At 64.8% G+C, this 19,982-nt stretch carries 17 protein-coding genes; 6 read left to right on the top strand and 11 right to left on the bottom strand.

All coding sequences use genetic code 11. The features are described from left to right. Positions 1-63: 63 nt before the first annotated feature. Positions 64-324, bottom strand: coding sequence for a GlsB/YeaQ/YmgE family stress response membrane protein (locus tag AC6H34_RS12810; RefSeq protein WP_448149603.1), 261 nt, complete (start codon positions 322-324; stop codon positions 64-66). A gap of 227 nt (positions 325-551) precedes the next feature. Here AC6H34_RS12810 and AC6H34_RS12815 point away from each other — a divergent pair, with 227 nt between their 5' ends. From AC6H34_RS12815 to AC6H34_RS12840, 6 genes are all read left to right on the top strand, one after another. Next, complete coding sequence (locus tag AC6H34_RS12815) at positions 552-1,040, top strand: YidB family protein (RefSeq protein ID WP_448149602.1); 489 nt, start codon at positions 552-554, stop codon at positions 1,038-1,040. Between the two features lie 212 nt (positions 1,041-1,252). Then, positions 1,253-2,653: an adenosylhomocysteinase gene (gene ahcY / locus AC6H34_RS12820; RefSeq protein WP_497539053.1), complete on the top strand. Its 1,401-nt coding sequence runs from the start codon at positions 1,253-1,255 to the stop codon at positions 2,651-2,653. 278 nt (positions 2,654-2,931) lie between these two features. Next, a complete protein-coding gene (locus AC6H34_RS12825; protein WP_448149600.1) occupies positions 2,932-4,164 on the top strand; it encodes an efflux RND transporter periplasmic adaptor subunit in 1,233 nt (410 codons plus the stop codon). A gap of 17 nt (positions 4,165-4,181) precedes the next feature. Beyond that, positions 4,182-7,370: an efflux RND transporter permease subunit gene (locus tag AC6H34_RS12830; protein WP_448149599.1), complete on the top strand. Its 3,189-nt coding sequence runs from the start codon at positions 4,182-4,184 to the stop codon at positions 7,368-7,370. 153 nt (positions 7,371-7,523) lie between these two features. Further along, entirely contained in the window at positions 7,524-8,291 is a 768-nt protein-coding gene (gene olsA / locus AC6H34_RS12835; protein WP_497539054.1) for a lyso-ornithine lipid O-acyltransferase, read from the top strand. Positions 8,292-8,535: 244 nt separating this feature from the next. Continuing rightward, positions 8,536-9,396, top strand: a complete 861-nt coding sequence (locus tag AC6H34_RS12840; protein ID WP_448149597.1) for a DUF2189 domain-containing protein — start codon at positions 8,536-8,538, stop codon at positions 9,394-9,396. Positions 9,397-9,490: 94 nt separating this feature from the next. Here the strand turns inward: AC6H34_RS12840 and AC6H34_RS12845 are convergent, their stop codons facing one another. From AC6H34_RS12845 to AC6H34_RS12890, 10 genes are all read right to left on the bottom strand, one after another. Beyond that, entirely contained in the window at positions 9,491-10,279 is a 789-nt protein-coding gene (locus AC6H34_RS12845) for an anti-sigma factor family protein (RefSeq protein WP_497539055.1), read from the bottom strand. After that, positions 10,276-10,974: a sigma-70 family RNA polymerase sigma factor gene (locus tag AC6H34_RS12850; RefSeq protein WP_497539056.1), complete on the bottom strand. Its 699-nt coding sequence runs from the start codon at positions 10,972-10,974 to the stop codon at positions 10,276-10,278. The genes AC6H34_RS12845 and AC6H34_RS12850 overlap by 4 nt, the downstream gene beginning before the upstream one ends. Before the next feature lie 151 nt (positions 10,975-11,125). Further along, a complete protein-coding gene (locus AC6H34_RS12855) occupies positions 11,126-11,515 on the bottom strand; it encodes a cupredoxin domain-containing protein (protein WP_497539057.1) in 390 nt (129 codons plus the stop codon). Positions 11,516-11,640: 125 nt separating this feature from the next. Then, positions 11,641-12,597 carry a metallophosphoesterase family protein gene (locus AC6H34_RS12860; RefSeq protein ID WP_497539058.1) on the bottom strand — a complete coding sequence of 319 codons (957 nt, stop codon included), beginning with the start codon at positions 12,595-12,597 and terminating at the stop codon, positions 11,641-11,643. Between the two features lie 160 nt (positions 12,598-12,757). After that, positions 12,758-13,462, bottom strand: a complete 705-nt coding sequence (locus AC6H34_RS12865) for an ABC transporter ATP-binding protein (RefSeq protein ID WP_497539886.1) — start codon at positions 13,460-13,462, stop codon at positions 12,758-12,760. After that, positions 13,459-14,238, bottom strand: a complete 780-nt coding sequence (locus AC6H34_RS12870; protein ID WP_497539059.1) for an ABC transporter ATP-binding protein — start codon at positions 14,236-14,238, stop codon at positions 13,459-13,461. Before AC6H34_RS12870 ends, AC6H34_RS12865 begins: the two co-directional genes overlap by 4 nt. Then, positions 14,235-16,076 (bottom strand): ABC transporter permease, encoded by a 1,842-nt coding sequence (locus tag AC6H34_RS12875; protein ID WP_497539060.1) that lies wholly within the window; start codon positions 16,074-16,076, stop codon positions 14,235-14,237. Before AC6H34_RS12875 ends, AC6H34_RS12870 begins: the two co-directional genes overlap by 4 nt. 143 nt (positions 16,077-16,219) lie before the next feature. After that, positions 16,220-17,425: an ABC transporter substrate-binding protein gene (locus AC6H34_RS12880; RefSeq protein WP_497539061.1), complete on the bottom strand. Its 1,206-nt coding sequence runs from the start codon at positions 17,423-17,425 to the stop codon at positions 16,220-16,222. A gap of 292 nt (positions 17,426-17,717) precedes the next feature. Further along, positions 17,718-18,506, bottom strand: coding sequence for a helix-turn-helix domain-containing protein (locus AC6H34_RS12885; protein WP_448149589.1), 789 nt, complete (start codon positions 18,504-18,506; stop codon positions 17,718-17,720). 390 nt (positions 18,507-18,896) lie between these two features. After that, complete coding sequence (locus tag AC6H34_RS12890; RefSeq protein ID WP_448149588.1) at positions 18,897-19,859, bottom strand: LysR family transcriptional regulator; 963 nt, start codon at positions 19,857-19,859, stop codon at positions 18,897-18,899. Positions 19,860-19,982: the final 123 nt, after the last annotated feature.

Here is a 19,982-nt window from a genome sequence, read left to right on the forward strand (position 1 = left end):
AAAGCCAAGCTTGCGCCGGACTAGGCAGCGGCGGGAAGATCTCTCACTGGTGCGTGTGGCGACCTATCGGCGGCGTGTAAGGGCGTTGTAGATCACGAGCACCACTACGGCGCCTGCGAAGGAAACCAGCAGGTTTGCGAGGATTCCCGAGTTGGTTCCCATGCCGAGCAAGGTGCGTCCGAGAAAACCGCCGACCACGGCGCCGATGAGGCCGATCACCAGATCCATGATCAGGCCGGCCCCCGACTTGTTCACCACCTTGCTGGCGAGAAAGCCGGCGATGATGCCCACGATGATGGTCCAAATCCAACCCAAGTCACCCATGACCGCATTCCTCCGCCGAATCGGGCAACATGCCCGATATTTATCGGACTTCGCATGGTAAGGGGATGCGTTCTTTTCGCAAGAGAAAGGGCTGTCGTAACGAAAGGAAGGAACGGAAAAATTTTCATTAGCCGGAATATTGTAAAATGCCTGTGGTTGGTGCCAGATTACATCTATCGAGGCCAGCCGCCGTCGATGCGGCTTCCCCTACATGCGAGGAGATGCAGATGGGTTTTTTTGACAACGCCGTGAACGATGCCGTGCCCGAGAGCAGCTTGACGAAACCGCTCATTCTGGCGGCCGGCGCCCTGATCCTTGCCAAGTGGCTCGGTGGCAGCAGCAGTGCCGCCCAGCCTGACGCACAGCCCTCGATTCCCGCGCCGGCCCCCGCGCCGGTTCCGGTTCCTTCGGCTCCTCAGCCAGGTGCGCCTGATGATGGCGGCCTCCTTGGCGGGCTCGGCGGTCTTCTCGAGAAGTTCCAGCAGGCTGGCCACGGCGACGTTATCAATTCGTGGATCGGCAACGGCCAGAACCAGTCGATCCAGCCAGGACAACTTGGCCAGGTCATCGGCCAGGATACGCTGAACAACCTCGCCCAGAAGGCCGGAGTCAATCCCAACGACCTGCTTGGCCAGCTCGCGCAGCACCTGCCCGAGATCATCAACAAGCTGACGCCCAACGGGCGCCTGCCCACGAGCGGCGAACTGGGCCAGTAAGGTCCCTTCTCGCGGCGATCATATTGGGAGGGCGGGCCTGTGCGGCTCGCCCTTTCCGTTTGGTCCGGTGCCTTTTGGACAGGCGCAGGAGCCGCCAAGCAATTGTTTGGCGGTATTTAGATGCCGTCACATAAAGAAATCCTTATATCCTTATTGCCGCTGCCCGCCTCCTGTGCTAGAGGCGCGGCCATATTCAAACGCGGAAACCACCGATGAGCAGCACCGACTACATCGTCAAGGATATGAGCCTCGCCTCCTGGGGCCGTAAGGAAATCGAGATCGCCGAGACCGAAATGCCGGGCCTGATGGCCACGCGCGAGGAATATGGTCCGCGCCAGGTGCTCAAGGGCGCCCGCATCGCCGGCTCTCTCCACATGACGATCCAGACGGCCGTGCTGATCGAGACGCTGAAGGCGCTGGGCGCCGACGTGCGCTGGGCCTCCTGCAACATCTATTCCACGCAGGATCACGCCGCCGCCGCCATCGCCGCCGCTGGTACCCCGGTCTTCGCCGTGAAGGGCGAGACGCTCGAGGAATATTGGGAATACACCCACAAGATCTTCGAATGGGCTGACGGCGGCACGCCGAACATGATCCTCGACGACGGTGGCGATGCCACCATGCTGATGCATCTGGGCCTGCGCGCCGAGAAGGGCGACACCGCTTTCCTCGATGGCGCCACCAACGAGGAGGAGGAGGTCGTCTTCGCCGCGATCAAGAAGCGCCTCGGAACCCATCCCGGCTGGTACACCAAGAACGCCCTGGCCATTCGCGGCGTGACGGAAGAGACCACCACGGGAGTGCATCGCCTCTACGAGATGGCCAAGAAGGGCACGCTGCTCTTCCCCGCCATCAACGTGAACGACAGCGTCACCAAGTCGAAGTTCGACAACCTCTATGGCTGCCGCGAGTCGCTGGTCGACGGCATCCGTCGCGGCACGGACGTGATGATGGCCGGCAAGGTCGCCATGGTCGCCGGCTTCGGCGATGTGGGCAAGGGCTCCGCCGCGTCGCTGCGCAACGCCGGTTGCCGCGTCCTGGTCTCGGAAGTCGATCCGATCTGCGCCCTGCAGGCGGCGATGGAAGGCTATGAAGTCGTCACCATGGAAGAGGCCGCGCCGCGCGCCGACATCTTCGTCACCGCCACCGGCAATGTCGATGTCATCACGCTCGACCATATGCGCGCCATGAAGGACCGTGCGATCGTCTGCAACATCGGCCATTTCGACTCCGAGATCCAGGTCGCCGGCCTGCGCAATCTGAAGTGGACCAACGTCAAGCCGCAGGTCGACGAGATCCAGTTCGCCGACGGCCACCGCATCATCCTGCTCTCCGAGGGGCGCCTGGTGAATCTCGGCAATGCCACCGGCCATCCTTCCTTCGTGATGTCGGCTTCCTTCACCAACCAGACGCTTGCCCAGATCGAGCTGTGGACCAATCCGGGCCAGTACGGCAAGCAGGTCTACACCCTGCCCAAGCACCTCGACGAGAAGGTCGCCTCGCTCCATCTCGCCAAGGTCGGCGCCCACCTGACCAAGCTCAGCGAGAAGCAGTCGGCCTATATCGGCGTCGGTCAGAACGGCCCGTTCAAGCCCGAACTTTATCGCTACTAAGTCTCGCCTCACGCAACTGTGAGGCCCTTGAAGGCCTCTCCGCGCAAGTGGAGAGGGCTTTTTCTTCGTTCGCAACGCTGAACAGGAGCTCGGATAAACTGGCGATCACGAATTCGTGTGAGCCGTTTTGGAAACATTCTCTTCACACAGTCGCTGCATTTTGCCGCAATTATGCACGCATAGCGTTTGCTGCTGCCGATTGAGCGAGGCATCGCGCTGCAATGAAAGGGGGGAGGCTACGCCTGCCCGGACCTGTGCGACGATCTGATGGCGGCCTGATGAAGCGTCTTTTCAATATCATTCTCATCCTTGCCCTGGTCGGCGGCCTGATATGGTGGCAGCGCGGGACCGTGGTGCCGTGGGCCGTCAAGACTCTCCCCGGCAGCGAGGCCTATATCGCCAAGGTCCCCTTCCTTGCCGATGCTCTGAATCCCCCCAAGGCAGAGGCGCAGGCAGCCGCGGAAGGCGGCCGTTCACGCCGCTCGAACGCGCCCATTCCCGTCGTGCTGGCCGCTGCCGAGACCAAGCAGCTGCCGATCGTGATCGATGCCGTGGGCACGGCCACGCCCTACGCCTCGATCCAGATCCGCACCCGCATCGACAACACGGCCGTGACGAGCGTGCGAATCGCCGAGGGAGCGGAGGTCAAGCAGGGCGACATCCTCTTCACGCTCGATGACCGGACCATCAAGGCCCAGATCAGCCAGATCGAGGCGCAGATCGCCAAGGACCAGGCCCAGATCGCCCAGTCGCAGATCGACCTCACCCGCGCCAACGACCTGTTCAGCCGCAATGCCGGCGCCGCCACCACGCGCGACACCGCCGCCACCGCCCTGAAGATGTCGCAGGCGCAGCTTCAGGCCGACGAAGCTTCGCTCGCCTCTGCGCAGGCGACGCTCGACTACACGGTGATCCGGGCACCGGTGCCCGGCCGCATCGGCTCCATTCCCGTCAAGCCGGGCTCGACGGTGCGCACCTCTGACAGTGCACCGCTCGCCACCCTCAATCAGCTCGATCCCGCCGTGGCCGCCTTCTCGATTCCGCAGGACCGCGTGAGCGACCTGCGGGAGGCGATGACGCGCGGGCCCGTACGCGTGGACGTCACCACGGGCAAGCACACCCTGTCGGGCGCCGTGACCTTCATCGAGAATACCATCGATCCATCCACCGGCACGCTGCTGGTCAAGGCCGACATACCCAACGGCGAGGAACTCCTGTGGGCCGGCGCCTTCGTGAACGTGGAGGTGATCTTCCCCAATACGATGTCGCAGGTCGTGGTGCCCAATGCCGCCGTGCAGATCGGGCAGAAGGGTAATTATGTCTTCGTGGCGAAGGATGGTAAAAGCGTGGAGTTGAGGCCTGTCCAGGTTGCCCGTGTGGCGGGAAGCGATGCCGTGCTGACGAGCGGTGTGCAGAATGGCGAGCAGGTGGTCGTCGACGGAGCGCTGCGCCTCGTCGATGGGGCCATCATCTCCGTCGCCTCGCCCGATGCCGCCGCCAAGTCCAGCTGACGGATCGGAGACAGCCGATGCTCTCAGAACTCTGCATCCGCCGCCCGGTAATGACCATCCTGCTGATGGTGGCCTTCCTGGCGGCCGGCTGGTTCGGCTACCGGCAATTGCCGGTCGCCGCCGTGCCGCGCGTCGACTTTCCGACCATCCAGGTGTCGGCCTCGTTGCCTGGTGCCAGCCCCGAGACCATGGCGTCCTCCGTCGCCGCCATCCTCGAAAAGCAGTTTTCCGCCATCGCCGATATCAGCCAGATGTCGTCGACGTCGACCCTTGGCCAGACGCAGATCGTGCTGCAGTTCGATCTGAGCCGCAACATCGATGGCGCGGCCCTTGACGTGCAGTCGGCCATCTCGACGGCGCAGCGCCAGATGCCGCCCGAGATGACGACGCCGCCGAGCTTCAGGAAGGTCAACCCGGCCGACCAGCCCGTATTGTTCCTGGCACTGACCTCCGACCAGGTTCGCATGTCGGATATCGATCGCTTTGCCCAGTCGAACATCGTGCCGATGCTCTCCACCCTGCCGGGCATCGCACAGGTCAACATCTTCGGTTCCCAGCAGTATGCCGTGCGCGTGGAGGCCAATCTCGACCAGCTCACCGCCCGCGGCATGACGCTGGACGATCTCAAGAACGCCATCTCCGCTGCCAATTCGAACACGCCGGTGGGATCGACCAATACGGATGGGCGCAACATCATTCTCGACGCGACCGGACCGATCCGCTGGGCAAAGGGCTACATGCCCATCGTGGTCTCGTCCAAGAGCGGCGCGCCGGTGCTTCTTCAGGATGTCGCCGAGGCGGTCGACAGCGTCGAGAACAACCAGACCGCGAGCTGGCGCAATGAGACGCGCGGAATCGTGCTTGCCATCCAGCGACAGCCCGACGCCAACACAGTGGCGGTCGTGGATGCGATCAGGGCCACGCTGCCCAAGATCGAGGCTTCGCTGCCGACCGGCGTCAATCTCGACGTGATGCAGGATCGCTCGACTTCCATCCGGCACGCCGTGGAGGACGTCGAGTTCACGCTGCTGCTCTCGATCATCCTGGTCACCATCGTCATCTATTTCTTCCTGCGCAGCCTGAGGGCGACGTTGATCCCTGCGATCGCCCTGCCGATCTCGCTGATCGGAACCTTCGCCGGCATGTATGCGCTCGGCCTCTCGATCGACAATATCTCGCTGCTGGCGCTTACGCTCTGCGTCGGCTTCGTGGTCGATGACGCCATCGTCATGCTGGAGAACATTGTCCGCCATGTGGAACTGGGACAGAAGCCCTTCGCGGCCGCGCTGATCGGCTCGCGGGAAGTCGGCTTCACCATTCTCTCGATGACGCTCTCGCTGATCGCCGTGTTCATTCCGGTGATCTTCATGGGCGGGATCATCGGCCGCATGTTCTCCGAGTTCGGCTATGTCATCGGCATCGCCATCCTGATTTCCTGCGTGGTCTCGCTGACGCTGACGCCGATGCTGTGCTCGCGCCTGATCAAGGAGCACGATCCGGCCCACCGGGATCCGCTGCTCCTGCGCCTGTTCGAGGCGTTCTTCACAGCCCTTACGAGGGGATATGAGAAGACGCTGCGCTGGGCCGTCAATGCGCCGGCCCTGATGCTCACGCTCACCGCCGCGACCTTCGTCCTGACGGGCATCCTCTTCAACAACATTCCCAAGGGCTTCTTCCCCCAGGAGGACGCCGGCCTGATCTCGGTCTCCACCGTGGGGCCGGACGACGTTTCCTTCGACGCCATGGCCGCCCGCCAGCAGGCGGTGGTGGCCGAGCTGCGCAAGGACCGGGATGTCGTCTCGATCATATCCAGCATCGGTGGCGGGGCCTCGAGCCAGCTGAGCTCAGGCCGCATGTTCATGCAGCTGCGCGACAAGCCGGCCCGCAAGGATTCGATCGACGTGGTGATCAAGCGCCTCAGCCAGGAAGCGGCCAAGGTGCCCGGCATCAGCACCTATTTCCAGGCCGTGCAGTCGATCAACATCGGTGCCACCCGCTCGCGCAGCCAGTACCAGTATGCGCTGATGTCGCCCGACGTCGATGAGCTGCGCACCTACGCCCAGAAGGTCGAGCAGCGCATGGCGCGCATTCCCGGCATCACCGGCGTCAACTCCGACCTGCAGATCAAGGCGCGCGATGGCGTCATCGAGATCGACCGCAACAACGCGGCCAAGCTCGGCGTGACCGTGGACCAGATCCGCTCCACGCTCTATGCCGCCTACGGCACGAACCAGGTCTCGACGATCTACGCGCCTGAGAACACCTACCAGGTCATCCTGGAGGCGAGCGATGCCTACAGCTCGACGCCGGCCCTGATGCGCAAGCTGAACGTACGCTCGTCGAGCGGCGCTCTCATCCCGCTCGACAGCGTGGCGCGCATCGTCGAAAAGCCGGCGGCCGTGTCGCTGTCCCATATCGGGCAACTGCCCTCGGTGACCATCTCCTTCAACCTGCAGCCGGGCGTCGCGCTCAGCCAGGCGGTGGCGCAGATCGAACAGGCATCAAGGGAACTCGACGTCCCGCCCACCATCAGCTCGCAATTCCAGGGTACGGCGCAGCAATTCCAGGATTCGCTGTCCGGCATGCCTTTCCTGCTCTTCGCGGCGGTGCTGGTCGTCTACATCCTGCTCGGCATCCTCTATGAGAGCTTCATCCACCCGCTCACCATCCTCTCCGGTATCCCGACGGCGGGTATCGGCGCGCTGCTGACGCTCGAGCTCTTCGGCCTGGAGCTGTCGATCATCGCCATGATCGGCCTGATCATGCTGATCGGCATCGTCAAGAAGAACGCCATCATGATGGTGGATTTCGCGGTGGAGCGCCGTTCGGCCGGCGCCTCGGCCAAGGACGCCATCATCGAAGCGGCCGTCCTTCGCTTCCGGCCCATCATGATGACCTCGCTTGCCGCCATCCTCGGCGCCATGCCCATCGCTCTCGGCCAGGGTGCGGGCGCGGAGCTGCGCCAGCCGCTCGGCGTGGCTGTCGTCGGCGGCCTGATGGTCTCGCAACTCCTGACGCTCTACATCACGCCGGTGGTCTATCTGGCGATGGACTGGGTCTCCGGCCTGTTCGGCGCGAGCCCCGACAAGGTGCCGGCCCGCGACCACGACGTGCTCCCCGAACCCGAGCAGCACGATGTGCGGCCGGAAGCAAGGCCGGACCGCGAAACGGAGAAGAAGCCGGGCCTGATGACGGCGGCGGAGTAGGGCGGGCGGTCGTCATCGAAGGGCGGTGCGAGCCTCGCCAACTTCGTGCCGGAGGCATTCGCCTCGTGCCCCTCGCCAAACTGGCAAACCCTTTTCTTTCTGCTATGAGCAGGCGGCAGGCCGTTCCGGGCCTGTCGGGGATTGCGTTCATCCATGCGTTTCAAGGCGTTCTGCCGCATTGCCGCCGTCGGTCTGCTCGCCCTCCCGCTGATCCCGCTGCAATGGCTGGCGGTGCGTCGCGACTGGTCGCTTGCCCGCAACCTCCCGGTCTTCTTCCATCGCTGCGTCTGCGCCATCATCGGGGTAAAGGTCACCATCCGCGGCAGCGAGGCGGCGGAGCGGCCGTTGCTGATCGTCGCCAACCATGTCTCCTGGCTCGACATCGTGGTCCTGGGCTCGGTTGCGCCTCTCTCCTTCATCGCCAAGAGCGAGGTGGCGGGCTGGCCCGTGATCGGGTTGTTCGCGAGACTGCAGCGCTCCATCTTCATCGAGCGCGAACGTCGCCACAAGACGAGGCAGGCGACGGCGGCCATCGGCGAGAGACTGAAGGCGGGTGATGCCATGGTGCTGTTCGGCGAGGGGACCACGAGCGACGGTATCCATATCCTGCCATTCCGTTCGGCCCTGCTTGGCGCGGCTCGCGAGGCGCTGGGCGATGGCGACAGGCTTGCCTATGTCCAGCCGCTCGCCCTGCGGTACACCAAGCGCGGCGGCCTGCCGATCGGCCGCGGCGCCATGCAGGAGGTTGCCTGGATCGGGGACGTCGACCTGGCGCCCCATCTCATGGGCGTGCTTTCGGGGCCTCCGATCGATGTGGTGGTGAGCTGGGGCGAGGCGTTGCCCTATGACACGGACACCGATCGCAAGGTCCTCACGCGCCGGCTCGAAAATGAGGTGAGGGCGTTGGCGCGGGCCTGCTGAGGAATGCCCGCAACCGGGGGCCGGCCTGCCGCGACGATCATCCCGGCGGGCTGCGCATGGCACACTTTCAGGATGAGGCGCTTCGCCCACACGCGCTTGTGACCCTGGGCACCAATATGCGGCTGACAGGTGCCGGCATGAGGCGTATTGTCGCGGTTATACGGGGCGCGTTCGCGTGGCCGGTTCGGTTGTTTCGGTGCCCATGCGGTTGCGGCCTCTCGATAAGAATTTCGGGAGCAGGAACATGACGATCAGGAATCCCGTCGAGTGGGGCATCGATCTCGTTCGTGGCACCGCCAGCGGCGTCGGCGCCATCGGTCACACCTTGCATCGCCCGGCGGCGCAGTTCGAACAGACCGCGCCGGTGGTGCAACGGATCGGAATGGGCGACCTGCGCGATGCCCTGATGAAAGGGTTCCAGGATTTCGGAGCCTACAGGACCGACGTCATCTTCATCGGCCTTATCTACCCCCTGGCGGGTCTCGTGCTGGCGCAGCTCGCCTTCGGCAATGGCATGCTGCCCATGATCTTCCCGCTGGTGTCCGGCTTCGCGCTGGTCGGCCCCGTCGCCGCCATCGGCCTCTATGAAATGAGCCGCCGACGGGAGCAGGGGCTGGAGGTTACCTGGGCCCACACGCTCGATGTGACGCGTTCGCCCAATTTCGGGGCCATCTTGGGCCTGAGTGCCATATTGGCGGTGATCTTCATCGTATGGCTCGGTGTGGCGGCCCTAATCTACTACCTCACGCTCGGACCAGCCCTGCCCGTGTCGTTGTCCGCCTTCGTCTTCGATGTCTTCAACACCGGAGCAGGCTGGGCGATGATCATTCTCGGCGTCGGCATCGGCTTTCTGTTTGCCCTCGGCGTGCTGGCGATCAGCGTCGTTTCCTTCCCGCTGCTGCTCGACCGCAAGGTGCGCGTCGGCACCGCTGTACGGACGTCGGTGGAGGTGGTGAAAACCAATCCTGGCCCGATGCTGATGTGGGGCTTCATCGTCGCGGCGGCCCTGGTCCTGGGGTCGATCCCAGCCCTGCTTGGACTGATCGTGGCCATGCCGGTACTGGGCCACGCGACCTGGCACCTCTACCGCAAGGCGGTAGGCTAGCGCCGACGCCGACCGTGGGATTGAACGTCACTCCGGAGCGGTTGCGCGATCCGGAATGACGATGCCTGGAGGAAGACCGGGGAGCCGGGTGCCCCTACTTCGGGGTGGCGTCGGAGAAATCCTCCTGGAATTCCTTGAGCTCCACCGGATTCACGTCCGACACCGCCCAGAAGTTCAGCCCCGCCTGACTCCAGTTGAGGAGATTGTAGCCGTCCCGCTCGCCGGCGGCGGCCGCCTGAGCTGACGAGGGCCAGATGAAGAGGTTGATGACGTGGCCGTTGCGCCGGTAGATCAGCGTGGCCACCACGCGTCCGCTCAGATAGTCGACGCGCCCGCCCACCAGCGGAAAGCCGCGCCCCTTGAGATCAACCACGGGTGGCGAGAAGTCGATCTTGCCGTTGAACCAGGGCTTGACGGTGTGTTGATCGGAAGTCGCCACATCCGTGAGATGGTTTGCGAGCATCGAATGCACATGGCTGGAAACGAGCTGGTCTTCGAGCGAAGGTCCAGGCTCCGGCCGCAGTGTCACGAACAGCAGGCAGGCGGCCAGCACCGCCGCGGAGGGGACCAGGCTCCAGCGCGTGAAGCGGTCCACGAACAGGCGCCAGCTCATGGCCGGCTCGCGCATCGCCCGGGGGGCGGCAATCTCCCGCTGGAGTGCCGCGCCGATGCGGCTGCGCAGTGCCTCGGAGGCCGGCCATCGCACGTCTTCGCTGCCCACGATCGCGCGCATCGCCCGGATTTCGTCGAGCTTGGCCACGCAATCGCTGCAGCCGGCCAGATGTTCCTCCATCCGCAGGGCATTGGCTGCGTCGAGTTCCCCGTCGGCGTAGCCGTGCAACAGGGTGTCCCAGTCGTCATGGGGGCTGTGGGAGGCGCTCATGATGCCTCCCGCTCGGCGCCGTCGCGCCTCTTCCAGGCCTCGGCGAAGAGTGCCCTGGCGCGCGCAAGGCGCGACATCACGGTGCCGAGGGGTGTGGTGGTCACCTCCGAAATCTCCCGGTAGGAAAGATCTTCCATTTCCCGCAGCACGAGAACCTCGCGGAATGCCTCTGGCAGAGTGTCGAGCACCGCGCGCACCTCGCCGGCCTCGTCCCGCTGCAGCAGGGCGGATTCAGGATCGGTCTCGTCATGCGGCAGGTCCGTGCGCTCCCTCGTCTCGCCGTCCTCCGTGAGGCCGCCGTCGAGCGGCTCGGTCCGGCCGCGCTTGCGTTCCTGCCACCACGAGTGATGGCAGTTGCGAACGATCGTCAGGATGAAGGCGCGCGGGCTGCCGCCGCGATAGTCGCCGAAGCTGCGAAAGGCGCGCAGGAAGGCCTCCTGCACGATGTCCTCCGCCACGTCGGCGTCCCTGCACAAAAAGCGAGCCAGGTTGTGGGCCGCGTCGAGATGCGGCAGCATCAGCGCTTGGAAACGCGCGAGATCGGCGGCATCGAGCGGGGCGGTTCTCGCGCGGGCGGGTGCCTCCGCGCGTACCGACCACAGGGCTCCGAGCCATGAACACAGCCGTCCCCAAGGGCGCTGCAAGGCAGTTGGCGCGGGCCAGCCCGTCGGGCATGCGATGGCCAGACCGATCATGGGTATATCCCCTTTGCGTCGGCTCGGAAGCGTTCCTCATGTGAACCGGACACCGCTTCACGCCCCGAACATACGATCATATCAAATCCGACGGCGCCACCCGGTCCTTCAAAAGCGCGTGTTGCTTCGGCCACTGCCCTGCCGCCTTCGATCAGCCCGCACCCGCCATGACCGTGATCCTGCCGGTCATGCGCGGGTGGAGTGAGCAGAAATAGCTGAAATCGCCCGCCCTCGTGAAGGTGAAGGAGAACCTGTCGTCCGTGTCGAGGGCCCTGGAGCGGAAGGCCCTGTTTTCCTCTACGACGGTATGCGGGATATCGTCGTGATTGACCCAGGTCACCGTCGTCCCCGGCGCGATGGTGAGGCGCCGAGGAGAGAAGGTGAAATTGTCGATGGTCACGGTCGCCTGCGCACCCGAGGCCAGGGCGTCGCCGGCCCTCGCCGGCGTCCGGCAGGCGGAAATCGCCGGAAGGGCAAGCAGGCCGAGGTGAAGGGCGAGGACGGCAAGGCGGCGGCTCAGCGCATTGCGTGGGTGCGTCATGTCGAAAAGGTCCTGCGTGCATGGGCGTCGGGAAAGAGGAAAGGCCGGAACACTTGGCCGTGGCGGGTCGGGACGCCCGGCCAGGTTCCGGCCTTCTTCCGGTCGCCCGGAAGGGGAGATCGGGATCAACCGGCCAGCGGCCTGTCGATGATTGCCAGCGGCTCGCTGCCGCTTACGAAATCGACGGTGGCGATGCCGAGCATCTTGCGCAGTTCGCCCGCAGGAACCTTCATCGGCCCGGGGGAGGGGGCGGCGCCGGGGGCGGGCTGCGCGAAGGCGGTGGAACGCGCGGTGTGAAAGGCGAGGTTGCCCTCCACTTTCTGCATCACCTGGTGGATGTGGCCGTTGAGCACGGTCACCGAGCCGAAGCGCTTGAGATAGACGAGCGCCTGGGCCGCATCGGCCGTGCCCCAACCCCAGTCGGGATAGACGGTCCAGAGCGGGATGTGGGCAAAGACGACGATCGGCGTCGAAGAGGCGAGGCCCGCGACGTCGTTCTCCAGCCATTCCAGTTGCTCGGCGCCGAGATTGCCCAGGCCGCCGCCCTTGAGGTTCACGACATTGACGAGTGCGATGTAATGCACCCCGTTGTGATCGAAGCTGGTCCAGCCGGCGCCTCGCGAGCCCTTGCCGTAGCGATCGAGATAGGCCTTGCCTTGCCCGTCGTCGAGGAGGTCGTGCTCGCCGGGCACGTAGAATACAGGGATTCCGGCATCCCGGATGAGCTGGTCGGCGTCATCGAACTCCGAGTCCTTCGAAAGGTGGCTGATATCACCCGTGTGGATCATGAAGTCGGGCCTGACGGGCAGCGCCTTGATACGAAAGATCGCCTCGCGCAGCGTGCCCAGCGCATCGGGATTGGCCGGCTTGTCGAAGCCGACATGGCTGTCGGAGATCTGCAGGAAGGTAAAGGGCCTGCCGGGGGCACCGTCCGCGAGCACCCTGCTCAGGCCCATGGCCTGGGGCAGGCCGCCGGCAAGGGTCCACAACACGCCGGTGCCGGCCCAGCTCATGCATTCGAGAAAGCCCCGACGGTCTATGCCGTCGGCGTCCGCGCAGGATCTGTCTCCGGGGATGCTCATGGGGCGCTCCGAACTTCGTGTAATGGAGCGTCCACCCGCTCCATACTGGTCCAGACCGCCGACGCGCCGCATTTATTCCCGGGGAGCAGGATTTTTTTCGATATCGATGCGGGCGACGCGAAACAATCACGAGCCGAGGAGGCGGCCCCGCTTCGCGAACTCAGAGGGCGAGGTACTCGGTCTGCACGGCATGGTCGGCGGCCAGTTCCGTCATGGTGCCCGAATACCGGATGGAGCCGCTCTCGATCACATAGGCGCGGTCGGCGATCAGCCTGGCGAAATGCAGGTTCTGCTCCGACAGAAGGATGGAAAGGCCCTCCCGCTTGAGCGCGAGGATGGCACGGGCCATATCCTCGACGATCTTTGGCGCAAGGCCCTCCGAAGGTTCGTCCAGGAGCACGATTGCGGGGTTTCCCATCAGCGTGCGGGCGATGGTGAGCATCTGCTGCTCGCCGCCGCTCATGCGGCCGCCGTGCCTTCGCGGCATGGCCCCGAGATTGGGAAAGAGGTCGTAAAGGCGTTCCGGAGTCCAGGGTTTCAGTCCCCCGCGTGCCGGTTGGCGTCCGACCTCGAGATTTTCCTCCACGGTGAGGTCCGTGAAGACGCGGCGGTCTTCAGGCACATAGCCGATGCCGCGCCGTGCGATCTCATGGGTGGGCAGGCCGATGATGGCGGCGCCTTCAAGCGTGATGGCGCCGCGGCGGCCGGCGACCAGGCCCATGATCGAGCGGAACGTGGTGGACTTGCCGGCGCCGTTGCGGCCGATGAGGGCGACGACCTCGCCCCTGCCGATTTCGAGCGACACCCCATGCAGGATCTGGGCGGGGCCGTAGAAGCTGTCGAGGGCGGCGACGTTCAGCATCAGCGGATCTCCTTCGAAGCTTTGAGATCCGCGAATACGGTACCGTCGCCGAGATAGACCGCACGCACTTTGGGGTCGCTGCGCACGGTTTGCGCATCGCCTTCGGCGATCAGACGGCCCCGATCGAGCACCAGCAGGCGGTCGGCATGCTCGAACACCACGTCCATGTCGTGTTCGGTGAAGAGGATTCCGATACCGCGTCTGCGGGCGATGCCGGCGGCGAGCGCCATCATGGCGATGCGCGCGCCCGGCGCCATACCCGCCGTCGGCTCGTCCATGAGCAGGAGGCGGGGCTCGTTGGAAAGCGCAACCGCGAGTTCCAGGCGCTTGAGGTCTCCATAGGCGAGTTCACCGCACGGGCGGTCGGCAAGGGCGCCGATGCCCACCAGCTCCAGCAGCGCCTGGGCCTCGGCGCGCCTGAAGCCGTCGAGCCGCGTCAGCCGCCAGAGAACCGATTCATGGCTGGCGAGCGCCACCTGGACGTTCTCGATGACCCGCATGGAAGCGAAGGTCGCGGTGATCTGGAAGGTGCGGCCCACGCCCAGGCGCCAGATCGCCGCGGGCCTCAGGCCGATCGTCTCGCGGCCGAACATGCGGATGGAGCCACGGTCCGGCCGGATCTGGCCGTTGATCATGTTGAAGCAGGTGCTCTTGCCGGCGCCGTTCGGACCGATCAGCGCCACCATTTCGCCGGCGGCGATGCGGAGCGAGACATACTTCACCGCTTCCACTCCGCCATAGGACTTTGCGAGGCCCGCGACCTCCAGGAGGGCGCTCACGGCCTGGCCTCCCGGCGGGGCAGGAAATCCCGCAGTCCCGCCAATCCGCGCGGCAGGACCACCACCGTCGCGATGATGATCAGGCCGATGGCAAGCTTGGAATAATCCGTCTCGCTCATCAGCCAGGTCGACAGCGCCTTGTAGACGCCGGCGCCGAAGACCGCACCGGATACGCTGCCCATGCCGCCGAGCAGCACCATCACCAGGCCGTCCACGGAGGTGGTCACGCCAAAGGCGTCGGGAAAGACGCTGCCCTTGAGAAAGGCGAACAGGGCGCCGGAGATTCCGGCGAGGACGCCGGCCAGGACGAAGGCGGCCCACTGGATCGACGGTCGTCGGATGCCGATTGCTTCGGCCCGCAGGTCCGAATCGCGGATCGCCCGCAGCATGAAGCCGAAGGGAGCGAAGGTGACGAGCCGGAGCAGCGCCACGCCGACGACCGCGATTCCAAGGGCGAGTTCGTAGAACGCCCAGGGCTTCGAGGCCCATGCCGAAGGCCAGACGCCGAGGATCCCGTTGTCGCCGCCGGTGAAATCGACCCATTGCGAGGCGATGGACCAGCAGATCTGCGCGAAGGCGAGGCTCAGCATGGCGAGATAGACGCCGGAAAGCCGGACGGCGAAGCCCGCGAACAGCATGGCACCGCCGAGGGCCAGGAGCGGGGCCACGATAAGCGCGGCTTCCATCCGCCAGCCGAGCAGGGTGACCAGGAGCGCCGCGCCGTAACCGCCGAGGCCGAAGAAGGCGGCGTGGCCGAAGGAAACGAGGCCCCCGACCGAGATCAGGAATTGGAGGCTGGCGGCGTAGAGCACGAAGATGGCGATTTCGCTGCCGACGGAGAGGGCATAGGGGCCGGCGACCAACGGCAGCAGGGCGGCCAGCAAGACGAGGCCGAGCACGGCGAGACGCCCTTGCGCGTGCATTGGCCGCCAGGGTTCGATCGAGGCGCCGAGAGTGCTGCGCGGGGTGCCGGTCGGCTTGCCGAACAGCCCCCAGGGCCTGACCACCAGCACGACGGCCATCACCAGGAAGATCAGGACGATGGAGATCTTCGGAAAGGCGAGGATGCCGAAGGCGTTGAGTTCGGAGATCAGGACGGCGGCGACCAGGGCTCCGAACACGCTGCCCAGCCCGCCCGTCACCACGATGATGAAAGCCTCGACGATGATGGCGAGGTCCATCTGGTGGGTAACTGCGTCGCGCGGAATCTGCAGGGCGCCTCCGAGCGCCGCCAGTGCGACACCCAGCATGAACACGCCGGTGAACAGCCATTTCTGGTTCACGCCGAGGGCGGCGACCATGTCTCGATCCTGGGTCGCGGCGCGTACCAGTATGCCCCAGCGCGTGCGGTTGAACAGGAGCCAGAGCAGGCCGAGCACGACCGGCGAGATCGCGATCAGGAAGAGGTCGTAGGTGGGGATGGCGCGCCCCGCGATCTCGACGGCCCCCTTCAGGCCGGGCGCGCGCGGTCCCAGCAGGTCGTCGGGGCCGAAAACCAGCACGACGAGGTCCTGCACCACCAGGGTGACGCCGAACGTCGCCAGCAACTGGAAGAGCTCCGGTGCCCGGTAGATACGGCGCAGGAGCGTCATCTCGAGCGCCCCTCCCAGCACCGCCACGATCGCCACGGCGGCCAGGAGGGCGCCCCAGAAACCGATGGCACCCGTCCATTGATTGGCGAGCGTGCAGGCGAAATAGGCCCCCAGCATGTAGAAGGCGCCATGGGCGAAATTGACGATGCGGGTGACGCCGAAAATGATGGATAGGCCGGAAGCGACCAGGAAGAGGGAAGCGGCACCGGCGAGGCCGCTCAGGAATTGTGCGACGATGGTTCCCACGGGGGCCTCGGAATGGTTTTCTTCACTCCCTCCCGAGGGAGGGTCGAGGCGGGGCCTCGGTTGGGCAGAGGCGCGAAGACGGGCAATGGCCAGGAGATCGATGGTCCGCCGCCGCCCTTCGGCCTCCGCGACGCGTGAAAGCCTCACTCCGCCGGGCGCATGCCCTTCACCGTGGCGTCATCGGGCAGGTAATCCTTGCCGTCGCGATAGACGAAGTTGGTCATGACGCCCTTGCCGTCCTGTACCGCCGTGGCGCCAACGAAGGCGCCCATGGTGGACTGGTGGTCGATGGCACGGAAGCTGATCGGGCCGAACGGCGTGTCGAGAGGCAGCCCCTCGGCGGCCTTGATCAGGGCCGGCGTGTCGGTCGAGCTGGCCTTGGCCAGGATAGCCGCGGCGGCCTTCATGGTGACGTAGCCGACGATGGAGCCGAGGCGCGGCGTTTCGTTGTATTTGGCCTGATAGGCCTTCAGGAAGGCATCGTGCGCCGGGGAGTGCAGGGCATACCAGGGATAGCCCGTCACGATCCAGCCGGTCGGTGCCTCGTCCTTGAGCGGGTCGAGATATTCGGGCTCGCCCGTGAGGAAGCTCACCACCGAACGGTCCTTGAACAGGCCGCGCGTCGTTCCCTCCCGTACGAACTTCACGAGGTCGCCACCGAAGGTGACGTTGAGGATGGCGTCGGGCTTGGCCGCGAGCAACGCCTCGACCACCGGGCCGGCATCGATTTTGCCCTGCGTCGGCCATTGCTCGCCGACCCACTTCACGTCGGGACGCTTCGCGCTGAGGAGCTGCTTGAAGACCGAGACGGCCGACTGGCCATATTCATAGTTCGGGGCCACCGTCGCCCAGGTCTTGGCGGGCAGCTTGGCGGCCTCCTCGGCCAGCATGGCTGCCTGCATGTAGTTGGAGGGGCGCAGGCGGAACGTCTGGGCGTTGCCCTTCGACCAGGTGATGGCGTCCGTCAGCGGTTCGGCGGCCAGGAACATCACCTGCTTCTGCTTGGCGAAGTCCGAGACGGCGAGGCCGACATTGGAGAAGAAGGTGCCCATCAGCATCACCGTGCCGTCACTGCTGGTCAATTCGTTGGCTGCGGTGATGGCCGTGGCCGGCTTGCCGCTGTCATCCTTGGAAATCACTTCCAGTTGCTTGCCGCCGACGCCGCCGGCAGCGTTGATTTCTTCCAGCGCGAGCTGCCAGCCCTTGCGATAGGGCTCGGTGAAGGCGGGCAGGCCGGAATAGGAGTTGATCTCGCCGATCTTGATCGTATCCGCCGCCAGGGAAGGCTTGGCCGCCAGGAGCGTGGCGGCGGCAAGGCCGGCAAACACAAGTCGAGACACTATCCGCATTCGGCACTCCCGCTCTTCGATGGATGTGGTGACGATGGTTTCCGATTGTCGCCCGGTTGTACAGGTCTATCTCGGTCAGGATGGCTGAAACTCATTTGTATACGAACGAGTTTCAGCCGCTCCCGCAAGCCTGTCAAGATCAATGGATAGGCAGCGACATGCCGTAATTCGGGCAATTCCCATCCTGCGCGAGGGCCGTCCGCGGCCGTCGCGTGCGATCCATTGGTTCAAACCGGGAGATCGGGCTGAGTTCGCCGGTATTGCCGCCGGCGAGGACGAGCGGGCCTGTCCTTCAGACCTCGTCCTTCGGATAGGAGATGATCGAGAGGAAACGGATCGGAAGCTGGCGCATCTCGTCCGGCCCGTGCGGGGCGTCGGCATCGAAGAAGAGGCTGTCGCCAGGCGTCAGATGGTAGAGCTTGTCGGCGTGGCGGTAGATCACCTCGCCCTCCAGTATGTAGATGAACTCCAGCCCCGAATGCTGGAAGAGCGGAAAGACGTCTGATTCTTCCGTGAGCGTAATCACATAGGGCTCCACCACCACGCGGCCGGTGTTGCCGCTGTTGTGGCCTAGAAGGCGGTACTGGTGGCCGGCCCGGGTTCCCCGGCGCTCGATCAGCAGGCCCTCGCCCGCCTTCACGAACACAGCCTCCCGCCGCTCCTCGAAGCGGCGGAAGAACGCCGTAACTGGCACGCCCAGGGCCCGCGACAGGGTCTGCAGGGTCGTGAGCGAGGGCGAGGTCACGCCGTTCTCGATCTTGGAGAGCATGCCGAGCGAAAGACCCGTCGCGGCGGCGAGATCTGCCACGGTGATGCCGAGCTTGTTCCGGAATGCGCGTACCTCGCGCCCGATCGCCACCTCCAGGATATTGTCACGCGCGCCACCGAGGGCGTGCGGATCCTGCGCGGGCATCACGGCGCCTGAGGGGAAGCTGCGGGTCGGAAAGGCATCGGAAAACAGGCTCTCGCCTTCGCCGGGATCGATCGGATCAGCGTGGGGAATTCCAACTGCGACGGGGTCGCGCCTCGCCGCCGGGGCCGCCCCGTTTCCAGGGGTCGGCGTCGCCACCCGCTTTGTCATCGCGTTCCTTTCGATCCTTCCGAAACGGGGCCAACGACCCTTCCATTCCGTCCGGCCAAATCTTCCTTAACGGAAGGTGTGGCCCGTAAACCTTCTGCCGCATCGCGCGTGCAGCGTAAAGATCGAAACCGGTTATCCCCGTTTCCGGCAAAAGAGGGTGCTCGGCCGCCTCGCCAACATGCGATCAATCCGGAATTCTAGTCGCCTATTCCTGAAGCGCAAGAAAATTTCCGTTCATTAAACTACACCGGAGGGATGTCGGAAAAAGGCAAATTCGCCTGGTCCACAGGGCATAGTGGCCATTGGATGTCGCGTAGATGTCGCGAATAGAGAAAAGATTTTCTTCAAATGAAAATCAGTTTCCGACGATGTCTGCTTGTCGGGGGGAATTCAGATCGCTCCGGGCAGTTCGATCGTCTCGAAATGCCGCTTGGCATGTTCGTAGAACACCGCGGGGGCGAAGTGCAGGCTGCCGGCTGCGCGCAGCATCAGGCCGAAGCGATTGGTGGGCAGGCCCGGTTCGATGAGGGGGCGAAATACCAGCTCGCCGCGCTGGATCTCGTTCTGGGCACCGATCGGCGTCATGATCGAGACGTGCTGGCCGATCTGGGCAAGCTCGACCAGCATGCGGATGGAATCGACCTCCACCAGCGGCAGGCGCGACAGGACCATGCGCTGGAGAAAGGGGTCGATCACCTCGCGAAAGGAGATCTCGGGCTTGGCGACGGCGACATTGTGGTCGAGGCAGTCCGCCAGCGTCACCGTCGACAGCGCCGCCAGGGGGTGCTCGGGCCGCATCACCGCACCGATGCGAACGTCGCGGCGTACCGCGACCTCGATCCCTCGGGTTGCGCCGGCAATGAAACCGAAGCCGATATCGACCCTCTCGTCGAGAATGCGGGCGATCACCTCGGCGGAGGAGGCGACGGAGACGTCGAGGTGCAGGCGAGGATAGCGCTGGCAGAAATCGGCGATCAGCCGCGGCACGAACGACAGACCCACGCTCTCAACGGTGGCGACGCGGATCGTTCCCGTTTTCAGCCCTCGGAGCATGTCGAGTTCGGAGACGGCCGCCTCTATCGGCGCCAGCAGGCGGCGGGAGTGGCGGTAGAGGATCTCGCCCGCCGGAGTCAGCTTGAGGCGACGGTTCTCTCGCTGGAACAGTTCCATGCCCAGCGCATCTTCAAGGCCTGCAACCTGCCGCGTCACGGCCGAAGAGGCGACGTTGAGCCTGCGCGCAGCCTCCCGAATGGAAAGGTATTCCGCCGCCGCATTGAAATAAACCAGGGACGGCTGGTGAAATACACGCGCCAGAAGGGCGGGGGAAAGGGCGTGTTCGCGCGGGCGCGCCAACGTTGGTGCCTTTTCACTACCTGAATTCTGCTCTTTCGCCTGCAATGCAACCATATTCCGACTTAAGCACAAACCATCACTTTCGCACAGGGTCGGACTGTAATTTCGTAGCGTGACATCTTG

The sequence above is a fragment of the Labrys sp. ALF-8 genome (genome assembly GCF_059699065.1).

Coding starts and splice junctions, on each gene's coding strand:
- AC6H34_RS12855 (WP_497539057.1), bottom strand. CDS start 11,515: ATGACGCACCCACGCAATGCGCTGAGCCGCCGCCTTGCCGTCCTCGCC.
- AC6H34_RS12825 (WP_448149600.1), top strand. CDS start 2,932: ATGAAGCGTCTTTTCAATATCATTCTCATCCTTGCCCTGGTCGGCGGC.
- AC6H34_RS12810 (WP_448149603.1), bottom strand. CDS start 324: ATGGGTGACTTGGGTTGGATTTGGACCATCATCGTGGGCATCATCGCC.
- AC6H34_RS12860 (WP_497539058.1), bottom strand. CDS start 12,597: ATGAGCATCCCCGGAGACAGATCCTGCGCGGACGCCGACGGCATAGAC.
- AC6H34_RS12830 (WP_448149599.1), top strand. CDS start 4,182: ATGCTCTCAGAACTCTGCATCCGCCGCCCGGTAATGACCATCCTGCTG.
- ahcY (WP_497539053.1), top strand. CDS start 1,253: ATGAGCAGCACCGACTACATCGTCAAGGATATGAGCCTCGCCTCCTGG.
- AC6H34_RS12815 (WP_448149602.1), top strand. CDS start 552: ATGGGTTTTTTTGACAACGCCGTGAACGATGCCGTGCCCGAGAGCAGC.
- AC6H34_RS12885 (WP_448149589.1), bottom strand. CDS start 18,506: ATGACAAAGCGGGTGGCGACGCCGACCCCTGGAAACGGGGCGGCCCCG.
- AC6H34_RS12850 (WP_497539056.1), bottom strand. CDS start 10,974: ATGATCGGTCTGGCCATCGCATGCCCGACGGGCTGGCCCGCGCCAACT.
- AC6H34_RS12880 (WP_497539061.1), bottom strand. CDS start 17,425: ATGCGGATAGTGTCTCGACTTGTGTTTGCCGGCCTTGCCGCCGCCACG.
- AC6H34_RS12840 (WP_448149597.1), top strand. CDS start 8,536: ATGACGATCAGGAATCCCGTCGAGTGGGGCATCGATCTCGTTCGTGGC.
- AC6H34_RS12845 (WP_497539055.1), bottom strand. CDS start 10,279: ATGAGCGCCTCCCACAGCCCCCATGACGACTGGGACACCCTGTTGCAC.
- olsA (WP_497539054.1), top strand. CDS start 7,524: ATGCGTTTCAAGGCGTTCTGCCGCATTGCCGCCGTCGGTCTGCTCGCC.